The sequence below is a fragment of the Candidatus Formimonas warabiya genome, assembly GCF_002777255.1.
Taxonomy (GTDB): Bacteria; Bacillota; Dehalobacteriia; order Dehalobacteriales; family Dehalobacteriaceae; genus Formimonas; species Formimonas warabiya.
The window spans coordinates 641,853-658,820 of the sequence record NZ_CP017634.1; the positions used below are offsets into that span (position 1 = coordinate 641,853).

A 16,968-nucleotide genomic window follows, 5' to 3' on the forward strand; every position below is an offset into this window, starting at 1 on the left:
GAATAAAAAAGGAGGTAATTTTGATGTCCCAACAACTTTCTCAAAAGGATTTACTGTATCTTACCGACCATCTGGACATTGAAAAACAACAGGTCCAGATGTTTACTGAGTCAGCCAATCAATGCAGTGATCCTCAATGCAAACGTATGTTTCAAGACATTGCCAATATGCATCAAAGACATTTTGACACTTTAAGCAAGCATATCAGCAGCGGAAGAATGATGTCATAACTATTGAGCAAAGAAAAAGGAGGGAAAACAAATGCCTCGAAATGATAAGTCTATTGCCCATGAATGTTTACTGCATCAAAAATATCTGGCCGATTCTTATACCGGTATGGCAAGGGAAACGGCATGCGACAGTTTGTTTAGCGATGTGATGAAGATCTGTCAGGAAGAACTGCAGGCGAACCATCAAATCTTTAATTTTATGAACCAACAAGGCTGGTATCAAGTTCAAAATGCGGACCAGACCCAGATTTCCAAGGCACAAAGCCAGGTTCAACAAATGCAGACAATGATGTAATTTATAGAAATAAATGGCTGAAAAAATCGCAATGATGATTGCGATTTTTTCATGTTTACATCGAAGAATAATGGGTATACCATATGTACAGGAGGTATGGTTGTAATACAAAATAAAACGAATCTACGGGAGAAAAGCATGAATGAAAAGGAGAAGCAAGAGGCCATTTTAGATATTCTGGAAAATACTTATGCCAATGCCACTACGGCGTTAAATTTTTCTACTCCTTTTGAACTGATGGTGGCTACGATCCTGTCCGCTCAAACCAATGATAATCAGGTGAACAGAATTACACAGGATTTATTTCGCAGGCTTAATACGCCCCAGCAGTTTGCCGAACTGGAACAAGAGGAACTGGAACAATCTATCAAAACATGCGGTCTATATAAAAATAAGGCAAAGAATATTATTGCTGCATCCAAAATGATTATGGAACGCTTTGGGGGGATGCTGCCCAGAACAAGAGAAGAACTAATGACGCTTCCCGGCGTAGGCAGGAAAACCGCCAATGTCATTTTAAGCAATGCCTTTGGCGTACCCGCACTAGCTGTGGATACCCATGTTTTTCGGGTAGCCGGGCGGCTAGGTTTAAGTACCGCGAAAACGCCGGATGAGACGGAACAACAATTAATAAAATTAATCCCCCCGGAAAAATGGGGGAATGCCCACCACTGGTTAATTTGGCATGGACGTAAAATTTGCACTGCAAGGAATCCCAAATGCCAGGCGTGCCCGGAGGCCAGCCTTTGCCCGTCATGTAAAGACAGAGAGGAGATAGATCAATGAAAAAGAAATTCTATTGGATCTTGGTGTTTTCCCTGATTTTTATGGTTGTAGGAACTTGTGCCGCCTATGGTGATAATAATTTAAACGAAGTGAAGAATTGGATTCAAACCCGTTATTACCAGGACGTTGACCCAAGTGTATTGAGCAAGCCGACGGTACAGGAAATGGTTTATGCCCTGAATGATCCCTATTCTACCTATATTGATCCGAAACAATTTCCTGATTTTTTGTCTTCTCTGGATGGAAAATATGTTGGCGTAGGCATGTACATAAATGAAGTAAACGGAAAGGTTCAAGTGCTCAGCCCGATGAAAGGCAGCCCTGCGGAAAAAGCGGGACTAAAAGAAGGAGACATTATCACCCATGTTAACGGTGAAACCACAAAAGGGCTCTCTTCCTCCGAAGTAGCAGGAAAAATTAGGGGACTGGAGGGGACAAAAGTAACGGTTTCCGTTCTGCGCGGAAAGGAAGCAATCAAGTTTACCGTCACCAGAGCGACGATAAAAGTTCCCAGCCTGGAGTACAAGTTGATCGGACCGGGGATTGGATATATTAAATTGTATAGTTTTACTTCTGATGCCCCGCAAGAAATGAGTGACGCCTTAGATGAACTTCAAGCCCAAAATATTCAGACGCTGGTACTGGATTTGCGGGATGATCCGGGAGGATTGCTGGACGCTGCGGTGGACATAGCCGGCAATTTTGTCCCTAAAGGACCTGTCGTCTATGTGGTCCAAAAAGGCGGAAAAGAAAATGTCTTGCGCACTTTTAAGAAACCCCGGGGACTTCCTATAGCGGTACTGGTCAATGAAGGGACGGCAAGCGCTGCGGAAATACTGGCCGGGTCTATTCAAGATGCTAAAACCGGTATCCTGATCGGCACAAAAACTTTCGGCAAAGGTTGTGTGCAAACTATTTTTACCCTTAGTAACGGCGGAGGCTTAAAACTAACCACAGCCAAATATTTAACCAGAGGACGACAGGATATTAATTCAAAGGGCCTTACTCCCAATATTTTGGAACCGGATCCTGACAAGCAATTGGAGAAAGCCGTAAAAATGCTGGGGGACAATATATCTCTCTTTGACGTTCAATTAACACTGGGATCCCCCAAGGTTTTTGTAGGTTTTCACACCTATGATTTGCCTGTAAGCCCTTATATTTTAAATGGCAATGTGATGGTACCCTTAAGAGAGATTGCCCAATATTGCGGGGCCAGCGTTCAATGGAAAAACGGGAAAGTCATTGTGACGTCTCCGAAAGGGAAACTGGAAGTCGACCTTGCTTCTAAAATAATCTCTGTCGGATCAGGAACAATAAAAGGAAAAGCGGTGGTAAAGAACGGATATACCATGGTTCCTGCACGCCTATTGGCTGAAGCTTTGGGTTATCGGATCGGATGGCAGGAAAAGGCCCAGTCGATCTACCTGGTTGATTGAAATTAATCCCATTCGGATGCTTTAAATTTCCATTTAAGGGTTGATTTTGTTTTTGCTTTCTAGTTATAATACAAATGTTTGACAGGAAATTATATCCATCTTTTAATGGAGGTTAAAGGATTTGAAAGGTTTATGGTATACGGAACACCAAGAGGCTGGGGTTGCGATTTCTCTTAAGGCTAAGACAAAATTGCATGAAGAAAGAACGGATTTTCAGTTCCTTGAAGTGTTGGATACGGATACTTTCGGACGGATGTTGGTCTTGGATGGAGCCATTCAGACCACCATGAAGGATGAGTTTGTTTATCACGAAATGATTTCCCTTGTGGCCCTCAATACCCATCCGCATCCGGAAAATGTTTTGGTGGTAGGCGGGGGAGACGGTGGCGCGATCAGAGAAATAGCAAAACACCCCCACGTAAAAAAAGCTACTTTAGTGGAGATTGATCCTGCCGTAATCGATGCGTCTAAGAAATATTTTCCGGAAATATCTTGCGGTTTAAATGACCCCAAAGTTGAAGTAAAGGTTGAAGATGGCATCAAACATATTGCGGAATCAAAAGGAAAATATGATGTGATTCTGGTGGATTCCACTGATCCGGCGGGACCGGCGGTAGGTCTTTTTGAACATGGCTTTTACCAGGGCATTTTTGATGCTTTAAAAGAGGATGGAATTTTTGTTGCCCAGACCGAGTCCCCCTTCTTAACAGAGAATTTAATTCGAGGGGTATTTCAGGATTTTAAATCTATTTTTCCCATTGCCAAACTATATTTGGCCTACATTCCTACCTATCCCAGCGGCATGTGGAGTTTTACCATAGGCTCGAAAAAATACGATCCGGAAGCGGTAGATACGGCAAAGATTCCCGATACCAATACCCGTTATTATACTCCTCAAATACATAAAGCGGCCTTTGCCCTTCCCCTGTTTGTACAGGATTTGCTAAAATAATTTGCCTGGAATTACCCCCTGCAGGAAGAATTGTTTCAAAAGAAACCAGGTGGGGAAACAAATTCGTTTTCATAGTAGGAGATAAAAAATGTCCATCAAATATGCCGACCGGTCATTTGGATTTATGGGCTCTGGAGATGACTTTTCGGAAGCGAAAATCGCTCTCTTGGGTATACCCATGGATTTCACCGTCAGTTTTCGTCCGGGATCCCGTATGGGTCCCAGGCAGATCCGAAACGTATCCGTTGGGTTGGAAGAGTACAGCTGTTATTTGGATCGAGATCTGGCCGAAATAAAGTATTTTGATTGCGGAGACTTGGTTTTGCCTTTCGGTAATGTAGAATTAAGCCTCAAAATCATTGAAGAAGCGGCCCGGGATTTATTCCGGGAAGGGAAGTTTCCCATTTTTATGGGGGGAGAACACTTGGTTTCCTATCCTTTGATTAAAGCTGCTTTCGAGAAATACCCGGACCTGGCTCTGATCCATTTTGATGCCCATGCAGATTTGCGCCTGGATTACATAGGGGAGAAAAACTCTCATGCTACGGTAATGCGGCGGGCGGCAGAACTTTTGGGCGGGAAAAACATCTATCAGTTTGGGATCAGATCGGGAGATGCTGCTGAAATCGCCTATGGTAAAGAACATACCCATTTATTTCTGGACCAGCTGATTGTTCCTTTGCAGGAAGTGATTCCAAAGCTGGGAGAAAGGCCGGTCTATGTCACTTTAGATATTGATGTGGTAGACCCTGCCTATGCTCCCGGCACAGGTACGCCGGAACCGGGGGGATGCTCGGCACGGGAAATCATCCAGTGTATTCACATGCTGGGGGCCGCTAAGGTGATCGGGTTTGACTTGGTAGAGGTTCTCCCAACCCATGATTTATCTGAACGCACCGCTCTTTTGGCTGCTAAACTGATTAGGGAAGCGATGCTCACATTTTGTTAAGAAAAAGTTTTCTTCTCTTGGTTGACAAGTAAAAGCAGTTTGGTTATAATAAAAAAGCGCTTGAGGGAGAAGGATGAAGTGAAAATTCCCAAAGATTACTTTTGACAAAAGGCGCGAAATTGTATATACTATAACTTGTCGTCGGACAAGGATGGGTGGTTAGCTCAGCTGGGAGAGCGCCTGCCTTACAAGCAGGATGTCGGCAGTTCGATCCTGTCACCGCCCACCAACAAACATGGAACTGTGGTGTAGTGGTCTAACATGCCGGCCTGTCACGCCGGAGATCGCGAGTTCGACTCTCGTCAGTTCCGCCATTTGCCTCGGTAGCTCAGTCGGTAGAGCAGAGGACTGAAAATCCTCGTGTCGGTGGTTCGATTCCGCCCCGAGGCACCATCTGCGGGCGTAACTCAGTGGTAGAGTGCAACCTTGCCAAGGTTGAAGTCGAGGGTCCGAATCCCTTCGCCCGCTCCAAAAGTGCCAAAAAGCAGAGATCAGTGATCTCTGCTTTTTGCGTTCACATCGTCCATGTACCGCCAGGCGTGTGCAGAAGCTGCAGGATTTGTTCTTCGGTGCCGTCAAGGGCATTAATATAAATCAAAAAGTTGTCACTTTTATAGGAACCCTTAAATTCGTAGCAGAGTACTTCCTCGCCTGTTTCTAGAGGAATTAAGGTAAGGCGTTCACTATCTACTTTAATCACCTTATTCAATTTTTTCCGGGCCTCTTCCAGGGTCAATTTTGGCTCAGGCAGGTTCCGCTGGTGGTGCTGCATCAAGTAACCCAAGCTCTCAAAACCTGTGACCTGGCCGTTGTCCATAGCTACGCTTACTTTTACCAGATCCGGGTAAACAATGACATCGTTTTCTTTATAGGCAAAGGATACGATCAAGGTGTTTTCCTGACGCAGAGAATAAGTAGGTACCATGGACTGATACTCGGTTTTGGCTAAAAAGGCTTTTGCTTTCTCTAAAGCCTGGTCAATGCCAATGGTAGCGGCTCCGATACTCCGGGAATTCATGGCCATCGTGATGTGGCCGCCTTTTTGGCTGACATCGACATAAATTACTTCACCCAGACTGGGCACCCGGGGAGAAATACGGACGGAATAGACAGGGATACTTGCCTTTGCGGTGCTTTTTCCGTTGTCCGCAACGACATAGTCAATTCTGTCTCTGAGATCCACAAAGTCGCGGGCTCTTTTTTTGGCCTCTTCCCATGTAATCGCTTTCCCCGTTAAAGCTTTTGGATTCTTTGTTTCCAGATGATCTGAAAAGGGACCGTCATAGATCAATGTGGGGTATTGGTTTATTTGCTCATTCATTTTTTGGAAGTTTGTATCCAGGTAACCGGTGGATTCCTTATCCAGCTTTTCTTTGCTGGTATTTTTGACTTCACGCCAGTTGACGCCGTTTTTCACAACCTCATTTTGCAGTTCAATCAGATCTCCGCTTAATCGGCTAATCTGATTGTGCAGGTCTTGTAATGTCGCTGTTTGTTTGGCATTCATGGGACGGCCGTCAGCCGTATTTTTTGCCAGAGAATAGGCGTAGTCTCCTAACTGGGTAAGAAATTTTTGCGTCCGGGTCAGGGTTACATGGGACAAGGGAAGCTGGGCCAGATTGTCTTGGGCAAAGTTTGCCTGCCACCAAATATCGGACAATAATCTAATGTTCTGCTGAGGTGACCCGGAAACAATACTCTTTGAGGTCAGAACGGAAAGATTCTCCACATTGTCCACCAGGTTATAAAAAGAACGCTGGTGGTCGTTTTCCAAAAGAATTCGGTTGGCCTGGTTCATGCGATATTGACTAAAACCCCAGACTCCTGAAACAATTAAAGCGGCAGCCAGTATACCTGTTAACCAGTTTCGCATATGATCACCCCTCAATTTTTATTTTCCAAAAACATGGTTGCCGTATTGAACAACGATTTGCCGGCTCCAAATCCAGGCGCTTACCGGTTTGGCCGGATTCCAAAAATACAGGCAGCCATAGGTAGGATCCCAACCGTTCAAAGCGTCCCGGGCCGCCCTAACAGAGTCGTCATTCGGTTCAAAGTTTACCCGCCCATTTGCCACGGATTCCAAAGCTCTTCCCTGGTAAACCACCCCTGCCAGGGTTTTAGGGAAATTGGGGTTGGCCACCCGGTTGCATATTACGGCTCCCACAGCAACTTTGCCAATATAGGGTTCTGATTCTGCTTCCGCATGGATTGCTCTGGCCAGCAGCATGGTATCACCACTTGCCGATACTTTGGATGGCTGATAGCCTGTTGAACCTGCAGGAGCCGTTGTGGGAAGGCCTAAGGCGTTATAGGTCTGGGCGCCGACGATCCCGTCGGCCGGTATGCCGTTTTTGCGTTGAAAATCGGAAACAGCTTTAAATGTTGACGCACCGTAAAATCCATCAATGGGGCCTTTATAAAATCCCCAATTGTTTAAACGCTGCTGGACCTGGGACACGTTGCTTCCACTACTGCCCCAGTAAAGTGTCGGTCTTTGCTGGGCATTTCCCAACTTGTCCGTCAAAAAAAATACGGCCGCCATAATAAATAAGAACGATACGGCCAGAATAAGTTTTTTGTTTTTCATAGACACCCTCCTATAAATATGAATAGATTGTCATTACTTATTTTCACTCCATGGGAGGTTTTTTATGCTAAAATAATAGGGATGGTTTGGAGAGATGGGAATTTTTTAATGGGATTTTTATCGAGAAATCTACTTGCAAAAGAATTTAAAGTGTGTTATTATAATCTTCGCGGTAAGGCGCCATAGCCAAGTGGTAAGGCAGAGGACTGCAAATCCTTCACTCTCCAGTTCAAATCTGGATGGCGCCTCCAAAATACATGCCGGAGTGGCGGAACTGGCAGACGCACAGGACTTAAAATCCTGCGGGCCTCACAGCCCGTACCGGTTCGATTCCGGTCTCCGGCACCAATAGATATAAGAAGGACTCAGCAGTTTGGTAAAAACTAGCTGGGTTCTTTTTTATATTATCCTGCGTGTCAGACGCAGGTTATTCTAACTATTTAGAGGGATGGTTATAACTAAAGAGAAGTTGTCTGACTAGAGAGAAAAAGTGTCAATATAGAGCTAATAATAGAGAGAGTATATCATCATCTGAAGTATGAAGATATGTTTTCCCATAGGCCCTAAAAACATCGTGTCAGTAAAATGCCAGTTATTTGACAAAATATATCAGAAAGCTGACACATAGAGTGGATAATATTAGACACAAACTGTTAAAAATAAGTCTTTCCTAGGATTTTAGGCCGGAGGTATTTTGGCATGAAAATTGCTATATGATATAATCGAGAAATCAAAAAAGGGGGAAAAGATAATGAAAAAAATGGATACTACTTTAATTGCTGTTCTCAGCGGCTTATATGTATGCTTCACCGTCCTGTCTGTATTAAACTTCTAATTCAGGTAAAATTCAAAGATTAGGAAAGGAGGGAAGTTCAATGAAGAAAATAGATGTTTCTTTGGTTGCAGCTCTTAGCGGTTTATACGTTTGCTTGACGGTTCTTTCTGTTCTGGGTTTATAGTGGAGTCATGATTAAATACGGAAGAGTGGTGGTGTAAGTGCCGGTATTTATCATGAATCAACCCGGCGGATATCAGCATCGTAAAAAGGAAAAGCCTTTTGGTTCTAATTGACCTGTTTGATCTAATGAACCAAAAGGCTTATTTTTTTGCCTCAGAGATCCCACGGATGCTATGATCATTGAGTTTCCCCGGAAGAACCCCCTTTTTTAGTCCCGAAAGATTGTGCTTTAGAGAAAGCGATATTGCTCCAGGGGCGGAAAGCTTTTTCTGTCGTTTCTCCTCGGAATTTTTGTGAAGGGAAAGCCTGCCCCATGCCGAATTTAATGGGGAGTTGAGGAAAAGCACCTTTTCCTTAGTCGCGGGGGGTGGTGTAAGGTGAAAGTAAATTTCCCTCAGGGGATGCTGAAACGCAGGGAAATTATTTATTCTGGTCGAGGCTTTGTTGATGAGGATGTAGTCATGAATGTACTCTTGCTGGGAGCGGTGGACATGGATACCGGGGCCAAGATAATGAAAACACGGAACTATGATTCAAAGGCACTGGAAGTAGAACTGAGAGTTAATGGTGTCACTGTTAACCTAGAGCGGGGTATGGCAAGGCTCGCATCATTATTCAGGAGCGTGAAAGAAAAAGACGGGTGTATATACGTTGATATATAGAGTGGATCCGTTCAAAACTCAGTACGAAATGTTACTGGGTTTAATTTTTTTGGAATTAAAAAATTGCGAAAGATTTACCTGCCCTAATTGATAGGGTATAGATTTCACAGGAGGGTATGCCACCTATTTGACTGCCTTTTTGGTTAGAAGTCATCTTATGCTGCTTAATATTTTTCTCCATTTTGGAGAGTATATTTGGAAGAATAAATAGAAGAATTGGAGGCAAATATGGATAACAGTGAATACTCTCAAATAAATCCAGAAAATATTTTTTTTAATGCTGTGAAACACGATTTAAGGAACATTATGCCGACATCCTCTGAAATCAGTCACCTTTGGTCCGGTTATTTGGCGGAAAGTATGTCGATCACGTTTTTGAAGCATATGGTTGCCAAAGCAAAAGACAGGGACTTCCATGATGTTTTGCAATTTGCTCTGGCTACTTCCAGTCAAAGAGTGAAGCTGATGGAGGAGCTGTTTCATTCCATCAAGCATCCGATCCCAAACGCCTTCGGAGAAAAAGATGTTGATGTTCAGGCTCAAGAGCTTTTTTCCGAAGAATTCTCAGTCAAATATACCAGACATACAACCAAATATATCTTACTGAATTATAGTTTTGCTTTCAGTGATTGTACCCGCCCGGATTTCCGAGAATTATTTTCCGGATTTATTGATACAGCTAAAGAGGTTATTGCGAGAGCAGATGATGTCCTGATAGCCAAAGGGCTTTTTCCTAAGTCACCTTTGATTCCGGTACCGGATCAGGTAGACTATGTCGTTGAGAAAAATTATTTTGGTTCCCTAATCGGAAGTGAAAGACCCCTTAATGTAGTGGAGATCAATAATATTTTTACTATAATGGATTATAAAAGAACTATGAGGGCTTTAAAGCTGGGATTCGCTCAAGTGACAAAATCTGATAAGGTCAGGAATCATTTAAATCGCGGTCTGAAGATGGCGGACAAACAATTACAAATCCTCGGCTCATTTTTGGAGAAAGAGGGCTTGCCCGGCCCGGAAACAATGGATTCCCAAGTTACCGATTCTAAAGAATCCCCGTATAGTGACAGGTTAATGATGGTTCATGTCACCATTGTTTTGGCTTATATTGTTCTGGCCTTTGGCCGGGGACAGACAAATACCTCAAGAAAAGATGTCGTTTTAGCCTTTAGTCGTCTTATGGCTGAAGTTATGGCGTATGTAAAGGACGGAATGGACTTGCTGATAGAAAACAGGTGGCTGGAAAGAGTACCGCAGGCTGCTGATCGTCAAGAGTTAACACATTAAACAAACAACTTTTGTAATTGTGTCTAAACCTAATTTAAAAAGCCAAAACATGATAGCCGGTTACGAAGCATTTAATCTGAGCGGAATATTGAAATTAAATGCGAAATTGAATAAAATTGAAGCAATAACTTAAGCCATAAAGAACAAAAGACAATTAGTCAACCGATGTCATGGCCGGTGTTTATTTAGAAGGAGAGGAATAATTCATGAAATATTTATTGATCTGTTACCCCAAGTGCACAACCTGTCAAAAAGCCAAAAAATGGTTGGATGAGAACGGAATTGATTATGCAGAAAGACATATTTCCGAGCAAAATCCTACAGCTGCCGAACTGAAAGATTGGCAGCAAAAAAGCGGCCTGCCGCTGAAAAAGTTTTTTAACACCAGCGGACAGTTGTACCGCTCTCTTCAACTGGCGGAGAAATTGCCGGTCATGAGCGAAGAGGAACAGTATGCCTTATTGGTCAGTGACGGTATGTTGGTCAAACGTCCTATTCTTGTTGGTAATGATGCAGTGTTGGTAGGATTTAAAGTTTCCGACTGGCAAGGGTTGAGAAACGCGATTTAAGTTTTCGCAGCTAAAAACAATGGAGCACTTATATAACAGTAGCGTAAAAAGCGGAGCATTTCAGTTGATTTGAGCCGCTTAAATATTATGGTAGAGAAACCTTTCCGATAACATTTTGATTTGAGAGAGCATAGTTTATCTATTGAGTCAATATTTATCAGAGAGGTGAAAAATATGTTTCTGTGTCCAATGAGAATGATGTACTCCCCATGCAGAGGGTACCCGAGCAGTTACCGGTCGAGCAATGTGCCAATGGGAATTAGTCAAGCCCAATTAAATCTCAATAATGAATTACGCATGTTATGGGAACAACATGATGTTTGGACTAGGATGACCATTATGGGAATTGTGGAGAACTTGCCGGATGTAGACTTAATCACCCAACGCCTTCTCCGCAATCCCAAAGATTTTGAAGCAGCCTTAAGGCCTTTCTATGGAAAAAGAGCGGCTGCTCATTTTTCCGATTTATTGACCGCTCATCTTACGATTGCTGCAGAACTTGTAAAAGCCTCCAAAGCCGGAGATGACAGAGCTGCAGCAGATGCAGAGAGACGCTGGTACGCGAATGCAGACGAAATTGCCCGCTTTCTTGGAAGAATCAACCCGTACTGGTCTCAGGAGGAATGGGAAAGAATGTTGCATGATCATCTGGGCTTGGTTAAAGCCGAAGCTGTCGCCTTGCTTACCAAAAATTATGCGGAAGGGATTGCCGTATACGATAGAATTGAGGAACAATCCCTGACCATGGCCGATGTGATGGCAGAGGGCATTGTCAGACAATTCCCCAACATGTTTAGGTAAGATTGAGTATAGGATGTTTTTGACTAGGCCGGAAGAAAGAGCGCTGAATAGAAAAAAGGCCGATTTTCAGCTTCAGGCCCCACATATTTCTTAAAATTCCCAGGCTCCGAAAAAATGGCCCTGGAATTTTTTATTTGGGTGCGTACATCAAAAAACGGGCATTATTCATAGAATTCCCCTTACGAAGATGTTAAACTTCAATTACCGAATATCCTTTTTCCATCAGTGTTTGTTTAATGTCTACGAGCGTTACTTTGATCTCGTCGTATTTTACCGTAACTTTTTTGCCTGCCTCGTCGATGATAACATTTTCAACACCGTCAAGGGCAGTTAAGCTTTTTTCCACAACGGCCTTACAATCACTACAATTCATATCCTCTACATTGAGCTCAGCACGTATAGACATGTCTCTTCACACCTCAATTGATTTATTTTGTACACCCATATCATATCCAGTTTCAAAATAAATAAAAGCGGCGACAATTTTTTGCCTTTCTTCCAGTTTTCGAACAATTTTGTTACGGCGCTTCCGGTAATAATTCAGCCTTTGCCCTGCGATAAATAATTAAAGGAATTTTTAGGGAGTCCAAAGAATATCTCCAGTATGATAGATGGCATTAGCGAAAAGACAAATCGATATGGGAGTTAAACCAGATGAGTGGGTGGTTGGTATAAAAATACCGGATTAGAGGTATCGGATGATGAACATCGAAATGAAAAAAAGATTTGATTACAAAAATCTGCCGGACATGAGAGAGATATTCGGCGAAGTAGAAAAGATCGCCGCCGAGACGACGATTGGCACAACCTTGTTTTTCCAAGAGCATGGGGTCAAGACAGAAGCGGAGTATAAAAGGAAGGCGATGGCAGAGGGTAAAATTTCCAAGCACTCGCATATGGGCTGGAATTCATGGAACGAGACAGCGAAAAATGTAGCCTATATTTACCACGAGCTGAAAAAAAGAGGGAGCTATCTCACCAGGGCCGGCTTCATTTTTGACTGGGTCATGGGTGTACCGGAGGAATATCGAAGCAGGATGCCGGCCGGGACAGGCCTGATTTTAAAAACTCCCGAAGAATGGAAGGCGCTGGGACAAATTGTGCCTGTGCAGCCCCATCTGAGCGACCATATGATCGGCGCTCCCAACGCGCTGGAAAACGCCAGGCTTGGCTTGGAGGCGGGAGTTACCTCAATCGGCAATGTGTCTCATTATTTTACCTATGAATATCCCGGAGTGGAGCTGGAACGGGAAAGGACCGTCTCCACGCTGAAGGCATTTGCCCTGATGGGGAAATTTGACGGCACCATCGTCCATTCAAACCTGGATGATGGCTTCGGCAACCAGTTTCACGACCTGGCCAACCTTACCGGATGGGCCATGATGGAACGCTATCTGGTCGAGGACCTTCTGGGGGCCAGCATGACCTTCTGCTACGGAAATCTTTTCAGTGACCCCATGGGACGCATCATCTTTAATATGACGATGGAAGCCCTGAACAAAAAGGGGACGCCGGGAACCATGATTTTCGGAAATACCATTGATTACGGTTTGGATTTTCACCGAAATTATGGGGCTCTTTCCTCCTTCTCGTTGGCCGATGCTATCTGCCAGCGCCACAAGCCCACGGGCCACGCCGTTGCTTCGGTACCGGTTACGGAAGCATCCCGAATCCCCACACCGGAGGAAATTATTGAGGGTCATCTTTGTGTCGATATGATGATAGAAAAGTCTCTTTGCTTTGAACCTTTTATCAACTGGGAGAAGGTAGAGTCGGAGAAAAACATCCTCATCGCCTGCGGCAGGATTTTCTTTGAGAGAATGATGAACGGGCTTGAGGATTTGGGTGTGGACATCACGCATCCGGGAGAAATTTTTGCCGCCCTGAAATTTATCGGACCCGAGCAGTTGGAAACATACTTCGGCGTAGGCCAAAGAGACAAGATGGCCATGCGGGCTAAAGTGCCTGTACGCCCCACCGACATGATCAAAATCATTAGCCAAAAACGGGAAAAGGTGTTTGAAAAAACGCCTGATATTTCCGGCTCCTTGGACGGAATGAAGGTGATTGTAGGCTCAACCGATATCCATGACTACGGCAAAGAAATTGTGAAAACGATTGCCTTGAAAGCAGGAGCTACCGTCTTTGACCTGGGCACCTATGTCACCCCCGAGGAAATCATAGAAACGGTGATCGAGACGGAAAGCCGGGCCATTCTAATCAGCACCTATAACGGAATTGCCCTCAGCTACGCAAAAGAACTTGTTGCCGGTCTGGAGAAAGAAAAGCTTGATGCAAAGCTGATTCTCGGGGGATTGATCAATGAAAATCAAGCGGGAAGCAGTCTTGCGGTTGATGTGACGGATGCGGTCCGGGCTTTGGGTGTCAACTGCGACAATAATGCGGAAGCCTTCGTTGACGTGGTCCGTGATATTTATTTAGGCAGTTAAAGGATCTGAGGAAGATACGATGAGAGATGCCATTCTGATTGATTTCGGCAGCACGTTTACCAAGGTTGTAGCCGCATCCGGGCAGGAAAAAAGAATTCTTTTCACGGCTTGCTTTCCTTCCACGGTTAAAAACGATGCCAGAATTGGGCTTTTCCAGTGCTTGGATGGGGCGAAACAGGCGATGGGTGAAAAAGCCTTTTCTGAAGCGGCAAAGCTTGCGTCCAGCAGTGCGGCAGGGGGATTGAGAATGGCGGTCGTAGGACTGTCCAAGACCCTTAGTATCACAGCCGGCAGGAACACGGCATTCGGGGCCGGGGCCAAGATTCTAAAAACTTTTTCGGGCAGAATCAGTGCGGAAGATGCCGAGGCCATTGTGCTTTCCCAGGTGGAAATCGTACTTTTTTGCGGCGGTTATGAAAAAGGAAATACCTCCATGATCCTTCATAACGCCGAAGTTTTAGCCAACAGCGAAATAAATGTGCCTGTAATCTATGCCGGAAACAGCTCGGTGGCAAAAGATGTGCGCAGGCAGTTTGTGATGCGGGGAAAAGAATGTTATATTGTCAGCAATATCATTCCCCAGGTGGGTGAACTGGACACAGCAGGCGCTGAAGAAATCATCCGGGATGTGTTTATGAAGCGAATCGTCAACATGAAGGGGCTGGACCGGGTGAGCAGTGCCCTTGACGCGGTGCTCATGCCCACTCCTGCTGCGGTGCTTTCGGCAGGAGAACTATTGTCCCGGGGCTGGGGGAATAGCGCTGGACTGGGCCCGTTGATGATTGTGGACATAGGCGGCGCCACCACGGATATCCACTCTTACGCTCATCACACGCCTTATCTGGGTGCAAAAATCATTGGTGCCCAAGAAGCCTATGCCCGGCGTACGGTAGAGGGCGATCTTGGCATGCGGGAGTCCTCAGACTCACTGGCGGAGGAGACCGGTTGGGATCGTCTTGCGCAAAAGACCGGCCTCCCGGTGGACAAGCTCAAAAAATCAATCGAGCATCGGGTGAAGGTAAACGGATATCTGGCTGATTCCAGTGAGGAAGTGAAAATTGATGGGGAGTTGGCCTGCGCCGCTGCGCGGATTTCCGCCCGGCGCCACACGGGGGTATTGGAGCATGTTCATTCCGGCTGCTGCAAGCTGATTCAAAAGGGGAAAAACCTCACAGAGGTAAACTGGATTATCGGCACCGGGGGACCCATCATCCATAGTGAGAATCCCTGGGAGATTCTGCAAGGTGTTTTAGCGGACCGGCAGAAAGAGCCCGATGTACTGCTTCCCGAAAAAGCTCAGTTTTTCCTTGATGCGGATTATGTCCTCTACGCAGTGGGGCTGCTGAAGGAAATCGACCCCCAAGCCGCCCTGGAAATAGTCAAAAAGAGCATTAAAAAAATTTAGCGCGCATAGAAATAAACATCCCCGCCCTTTTCACCAGGCGGGGATGTTTTTGCCCTGCATTCTTCAGGCCTTCTGGCATCTAAGGCAGGGAAATCAATATTTTGTCTTCATCTTGGATCCATTCTACTTTGCCCCCGAGAGCTTCGCTGATAAAACGGAGGGGCAGGTAGGAGGTGCTGACAAGGATAAAAGGGTTGTTTAAAAGTTGAACGGGCTCTTGATTTAAATAGACCTTTCCCGAAGCATAGTTGATACCAATGGTGACGGGCGGTATGCCAGGTTCCGTCCGGTTGATCGTGACGGTTTTGTTTACCCCATCCCAATTCAGCACGGCGCCCATTTCCTCGAAGACAGAACGGAGGGGAATAAAAGCCTGGCCGTTCCGGATGATCACACCGCTATTCATGACCACCAACTGGTCGTTTAAATAAACTGAAACGGGCTTTTGTACGGGCTGAAGGTCACTGTACATAAATGAGAAATCTCCGCAACCTAATTGGCCGTTTTTGTTCACACCCCACCCCCACAAGGAGCCGTCCTTTTTCTGCAGGATGATATGACGGGAGCCGGCCTTGATTTGTTGTACATTGGACGTCAGGTAATCGAAGAGGGGATTTCCCGGCATGGTTTCCCGATCAAGGGAAGTCTGATAAACGTCTCCCCGGGAAGTTAGTACCATGAGGGAGCGCTCGGCAGCAAAGGCTTCCTGGACGTCCTTCATATTTGTTAATTGGATGGGGTTAGGATGAAGATGATACTGAGTGCCGTCAGAAGCACCGGTGACGGTTGCCCCCCAGAACCAAAGGGTGTTTTTGTGATCAATGGCAATGTAAACGTTTCCAAATGCTTTAATCGATCGAATGCCGGTTAATTCAATTATCGGCGTGGCGGTGAAGGCCTCAACAGGGTCATTGTCGGTTTCGTTGGGCCAGGACCAAACCGTTCCGTCTTGTTTCAAGGCGATGTTTGCTTCAATATCCGTGACGGTATCTAGCGAGGGGATTTGTTCAAAGGTATTCGACGCGATGCTCCCCTTGCTTTTCCAAACTGTACCGTCCTTTTTCAAAAATACCCAGCGCATCTCCGTGCTTTGGGGGTGATATTCATAATAGCTGCTTATGTCCGCCACATTGTCGATGCCGGAAAGCGGCATTATTTGATTTAATTTGTCAGGATCCAGCTTTCCTTGGGTGGAGAGAAGATATACTTTCCCTTCTTTATCTAAGGTTAATATCTCGCTCCAAGCGGATTGCACGTCGATAAGATTGTTTAATGATTTGACGGGATAGATTTGGATTGCTCCGGAGGGGACTGTTCTCTCCCAAAACCACACCGTACGATCCTTTTTCATCACGAGTTGATTGTCAAAGGATTTTTCCACCTCAGTCAACCCATAAACCTGAACAGGCACAGATTGATCGTTGCCCTGCAGGTCGTTGCCCCACACCCAATAAGAACCGTCGGATTTGATCAGGGAGGATGCTTCAAAGGATTGAATATGGGAGGTCGGGGCAGCAGCTAAAGCAAGGGGGTTAAAAAGGACGAATGACAAGCTGGAGAGCAGAGTAAGGATAAGGATCCACTTTTTCATTAAT

The 16,968-nt window shown here is 45.1% G+C and carries 16 protein-coding genes and 6 tRNA genes; 18 read left to right on the plus strand and 4 right to left on the minus strand.

The window, feature by feature from the left end; translation table 11 throughout:
- Positions 1–23 precede the first annotated feature (23 nt).
- The 10 genes from DCMF_RS02920 (at position 24) to DCMF_RS02965 (ending at position 5,122) form a co-directional block, all read left to right on the plus strand.
- The gene (locus DCMF_RS02920; RefSeq protein ID WP_148133049.1) at positions 24–230 is read left to right on the plus strand and encodes a spore coat protein; all 207 of its coding nucleotides are present in this window, start codon (positions 24–26) and stop codon (positions 228–230) included.
- Positions 231–261: 31 nt separating this feature from the next.
- Positions 262–525, plus strand: coding sequence for a spore coat protein (locus DCMF_RS02925; RefSeq protein WP_148133050.1), 264 nt, complete (start codon positions 262–264; stop codon positions 523–525).
- Between the two features lie 138 nt (positions 526–663).
- Positions 664–1,311: an endonuclease III gene (gene nth / locus DCMF_RS02930; RefSeq protein WP_148137704.1), complete on the plus strand. Its 648-nt coding sequence runs from the start codon at positions 664–666 to the stop codon at positions 1,309–1,311.
- Positions 1,308–2,750, plus strand: a complete 1,443-nt coding sequence (locus tag DCMF_RS02935) for a S41 family peptidase (RefSeq protein WP_148133051.1) — start codon at positions 1,308–1,310, stop codon at positions 2,748–2,750. Before nth ends, DCMF_RS02935 begins: the two co-directional genes overlap by 4 nt.
- A gap of 121 nt (positions 2,751–2,871) precedes the next feature.
- The gene (speE, locus tag DCMF_RS02940) at positions 2,872–3,702 is read left to right on the plus strand and encodes a polyamine aminopropyltransferase (protein ID WP_148133052.1); all 831 of its coding nucleotides are present in this window, start codon (positions 2,872–2,874) and stop codon (positions 3,700–3,702) included.
- A gap of 88 nt (positions 3,703–3,790) precedes the next feature.
- Positions 3,791–4,651, plus strand: a complete 861-nt coding sequence (speB, locus tag DCMF_RS02945) for an agmatinase (protein WP_148133053.1) — start codon at positions 3,791–3,793, stop codon at positions 4,649–4,651.
- A 153-nt stretch (positions 4,652–4,804) separates the two neighbouring features.
- Positions 4,805–4,880: transfer RNA gene (locus DCMF_RS02950), tRNA-Val, on the plus strand.
- Positions 4,881–4,888: 8 nt separating this feature from the next.
- Positions 4,889–4,965: transfer RNA gene (locus tag DCMF_RS02955), tRNA-Asp, on the plus strand.
- 3 nt (positions 4,966–4,968) lie between these two features.
- A tRNA-Phe gene (locus DCMF_RS02960) sits at positions 4,969–5,044 on the plus strand.
- A 3-nt stretch (positions 5,045–5,047) separates the two neighbouring features.
- Positions 5,048–5,122, plus strand: a tRNA-Gly gene (locus tag DCMF_RS02965).
- A 43-nt stretch (positions 5,123–5,165) separates the two neighbouring features.
- On the opposite strand, the gene ypeB is transcribed toward DCMF_RS02965, so the two are convergent.
- Both ypeB and sleB read right to left on the minus strand, forming a co-directional pair.
- On the minus strand, positions 5,166–6,524 hold the full coding sequence (gene ypeB / locus DCMF_RS02970; RefSeq protein ID WP_148133054.1) for a germination protein YpeB: 1,359 nt from the start codon (positions 6,522–6,524) through the stop codon (positions 5,166–5,168).
- An 18-nt stretch (positions 6,525–6,542) separates the two neighbouring features.
- Positions 6,543–7,241: a spore cortex-lytic enzyme gene (sleB, locus tag DCMF_RS02975; RefSeq protein WP_148133055.1), complete on the minus strand. Its 699-nt coding sequence runs from the start codon at positions 7,239–7,241 to the stop codon at positions 6,543–6,545.
- A 176-nt stretch (positions 7,242–7,417) separates the two neighbouring features.
- Between sleB and DCMF_RS02980 the strand changes: the two genes are divergently transcribed.
- From DCMF_RS02980 to DCMF_RS03005, 6 genes are all read left to right on the plus strand, one after another.
- Positions 7,418–7,492 (plus strand) — tRNA-Cys (locus tag DCMF_RS02980).
- A gap of 8 nt (positions 7,493–7,500) precedes the next feature.
- Positions 7,501–7,589 (plus strand) — tRNA-Leu (locus DCMF_RS02985).
- Positions 7,590–8,576: 987 nt separating this feature from the next.
- Entirely contained in the window at positions 8,577–8,861 is a 285-nt protein-coding gene (locus tag DCMF_RS02990) for a hypothetical protein (RefSeq protein WP_148133056.1), read from the plus strand.
- A 228-nt stretch (positions 8,862–9,089) separates the two neighbouring features.
- A complete protein-coding gene (locus DCMF_RS02995) occupies positions 9,090–10,148 on the plus strand; it encodes a DUF3231 family protein (protein WP_148133057.1) in 1,059 nt (352 codons plus the stop codon).
- 206 nt (positions 10,149–10,354) lie between these two features.
- Entirely contained in the window at positions 10,355–10,717 is a 363-nt protein-coding gene (locus tag DCMF_RS03000; protein WP_148133058.1) for an arsenate reductase family protein, read from the plus strand.
- A gap of 339 nt (positions 10,718–11,056) precedes the next feature.
- A complete protein-coding gene (locus DCMF_RS03005; protein ID WP_236860168.1) occupies positions 11,057–11,518 on the plus strand; it encodes an acetylglutamate kinase in 462 nt (153 codons plus the stop codon).
- A 190-nt stretch (positions 11,519–11,708) separates the two neighbouring features.
- On the opposite strand, the gene DCMF_RS03010 is transcribed toward DCMF_RS03005, so the two are convergent.
- Positions 11,709–11,924: a heavy-metal-associated domain-containing protein gene (locus DCMF_RS03010; RefSeq protein ID WP_148133059.1), complete on the minus strand. Its 216-nt coding sequence runs from the start codon at positions 11,922–11,924 to the stop codon at positions 11,709–11,711.
- A 292-nt stretch (positions 11,925–12,216) separates the two neighbouring features.
- Between DCMF_RS03010 and DCMF_RS03015 the strand changes: the two genes are divergently transcribed.
- Both DCMF_RS03015 and DCMF_RS03020 read left to right on the plus strand, forming a co-directional pair.
- Positions 12,217–13,968 carry a cobalamin-dependent protein gene (locus tag DCMF_RS03015; RefSeq protein WP_236860169.1) on the plus strand — a complete coding sequence of 584 codons (1,752 nt, stop codon included), beginning with the start codon at positions 12,217–12,219 and terminating at the stop codon, positions 13,966–13,968.
- A gap of 19 nt (positions 13,969–13,987) precedes the next feature.
- Positions 13,988–15,373: a glutamate mutase L gene (locus DCMF_RS03020; RefSeq protein ID WP_148133060.1), complete on the plus strand. Its 1,386-nt coding sequence runs from the start codon at positions 13,988–13,990 to the stop codon at positions 15,371–15,373.
- A gap of 79 nt (positions 15,374–15,452) precedes the next feature.
- Here the strand turns inward: DCMF_RS03020 and DCMF_RS03025 are convergent, their stop codons facing one another.
- A complete protein-coding gene (locus DCMF_RS03025; protein WP_214659052.1) occupies positions 15,453–16,964 on the minus strand; it encodes a stalk domain-containing protein in 1,512 nt (503 codons plus the stop codon).
- Positions 16,965–16,968 lie beyond the last annotated feature (4 nt).

Excerpts from the sequence above, each read along its gene's own strand:
- DCMF_RS02920 (WP_148133049.1), top strand. The coding sequence starts at position 24 with ATGTCCCAACAACTTTCTCAAAAGGATTTACTGTATCTTACCGACCAT.
- DCMF_RS02925 (WP_148133050.1), top strand. The coding sequence starts at position 262 with ATGCCTCGAAATGATAAGTCTATTGCCCATGAATGTTTACTGCATCAA.
- nth (WP_148137704.1), top strand. The coding sequence starts at position 664 with ATGAATGAAAAGGAGAAGCAAGAGGCCATTTTAGATATTCTGGAAAAT.
- DCMF_RS02935 (WP_148133051.1), top strand. The coding sequence starts at position 1,308 with ATGAAAAAGAAATTCTATTGGATCTTGGTGTTTTCCCTGATTTTTATG.
- speB (WP_148133053.1), top strand. The coding sequence starts at position 3,791 with ATGTCCATCAAATATGCCGACCGGTCATTTGGATTTATGGGCTCTGGA.
- ypeB (WP_148133054.1), bottom strand. The coding sequence starts at position 6,524 with ATGCGAAACTGGTTAACAGGTATACTGGCTGCCGCTTTAATTGTTTCA.
- sleB (WP_148133055.1), bottom strand. The coding sequence starts at position 7,241 with ATGAAAAACAAAAAACTTATTCTGGCCGTATCGTTCTTATTTATTATG.
- DCMF_RS02995 (WP_148133057.1), top strand. The coding sequence starts at position 9,090 with ATGGATAACAGTGAATACTCTCAAATAAATCCAGAAAATATTTTTTTT.
- DCMF_RS03000 (WP_148133058.1), top strand. The coding sequence starts at position 10,355 with ATGAAATATTTATTGATCTGTTACCCCAAGTGCACAACCTGTCAAAAA.
- DCMF_RS03005 (WP_236860168.1), top strand. The coding sequence starts at position 11,057 with ATGGGAATTGTGGAGAACTTGCCGGATGTAGACTTAATCACCCAACGC.
- DCMF_RS03010 (WP_148133059.1), bottom strand. The coding sequence starts at position 11,924 with ATGTCTATACGTGCTGAGCTCAATGTAGAGGATATGAATTGTAGTGAT.
- DCMF_RS03015 (WP_236860169.1), top strand. The coding sequence starts at position 12,217 with ATGATGAACATCGAAATGAAAAAAAGATTTGATTACAAAAATCTGCCG.
- DCMF_RS03020 (WP_148133060.1), top strand. The coding sequence starts at position 13,988 with ATGAGAGATGCCATTCTGATTGATTTCGGCAGCACGTTTACCAAGGTT.
- DCMF_RS03025 (WP_214659052.1), bottom strand. The coding sequence starts at position 16,964 with ATGAAAAAGTGGATCCTTATCCTTACTCTGCTCTCCAGCTTGTCATTC.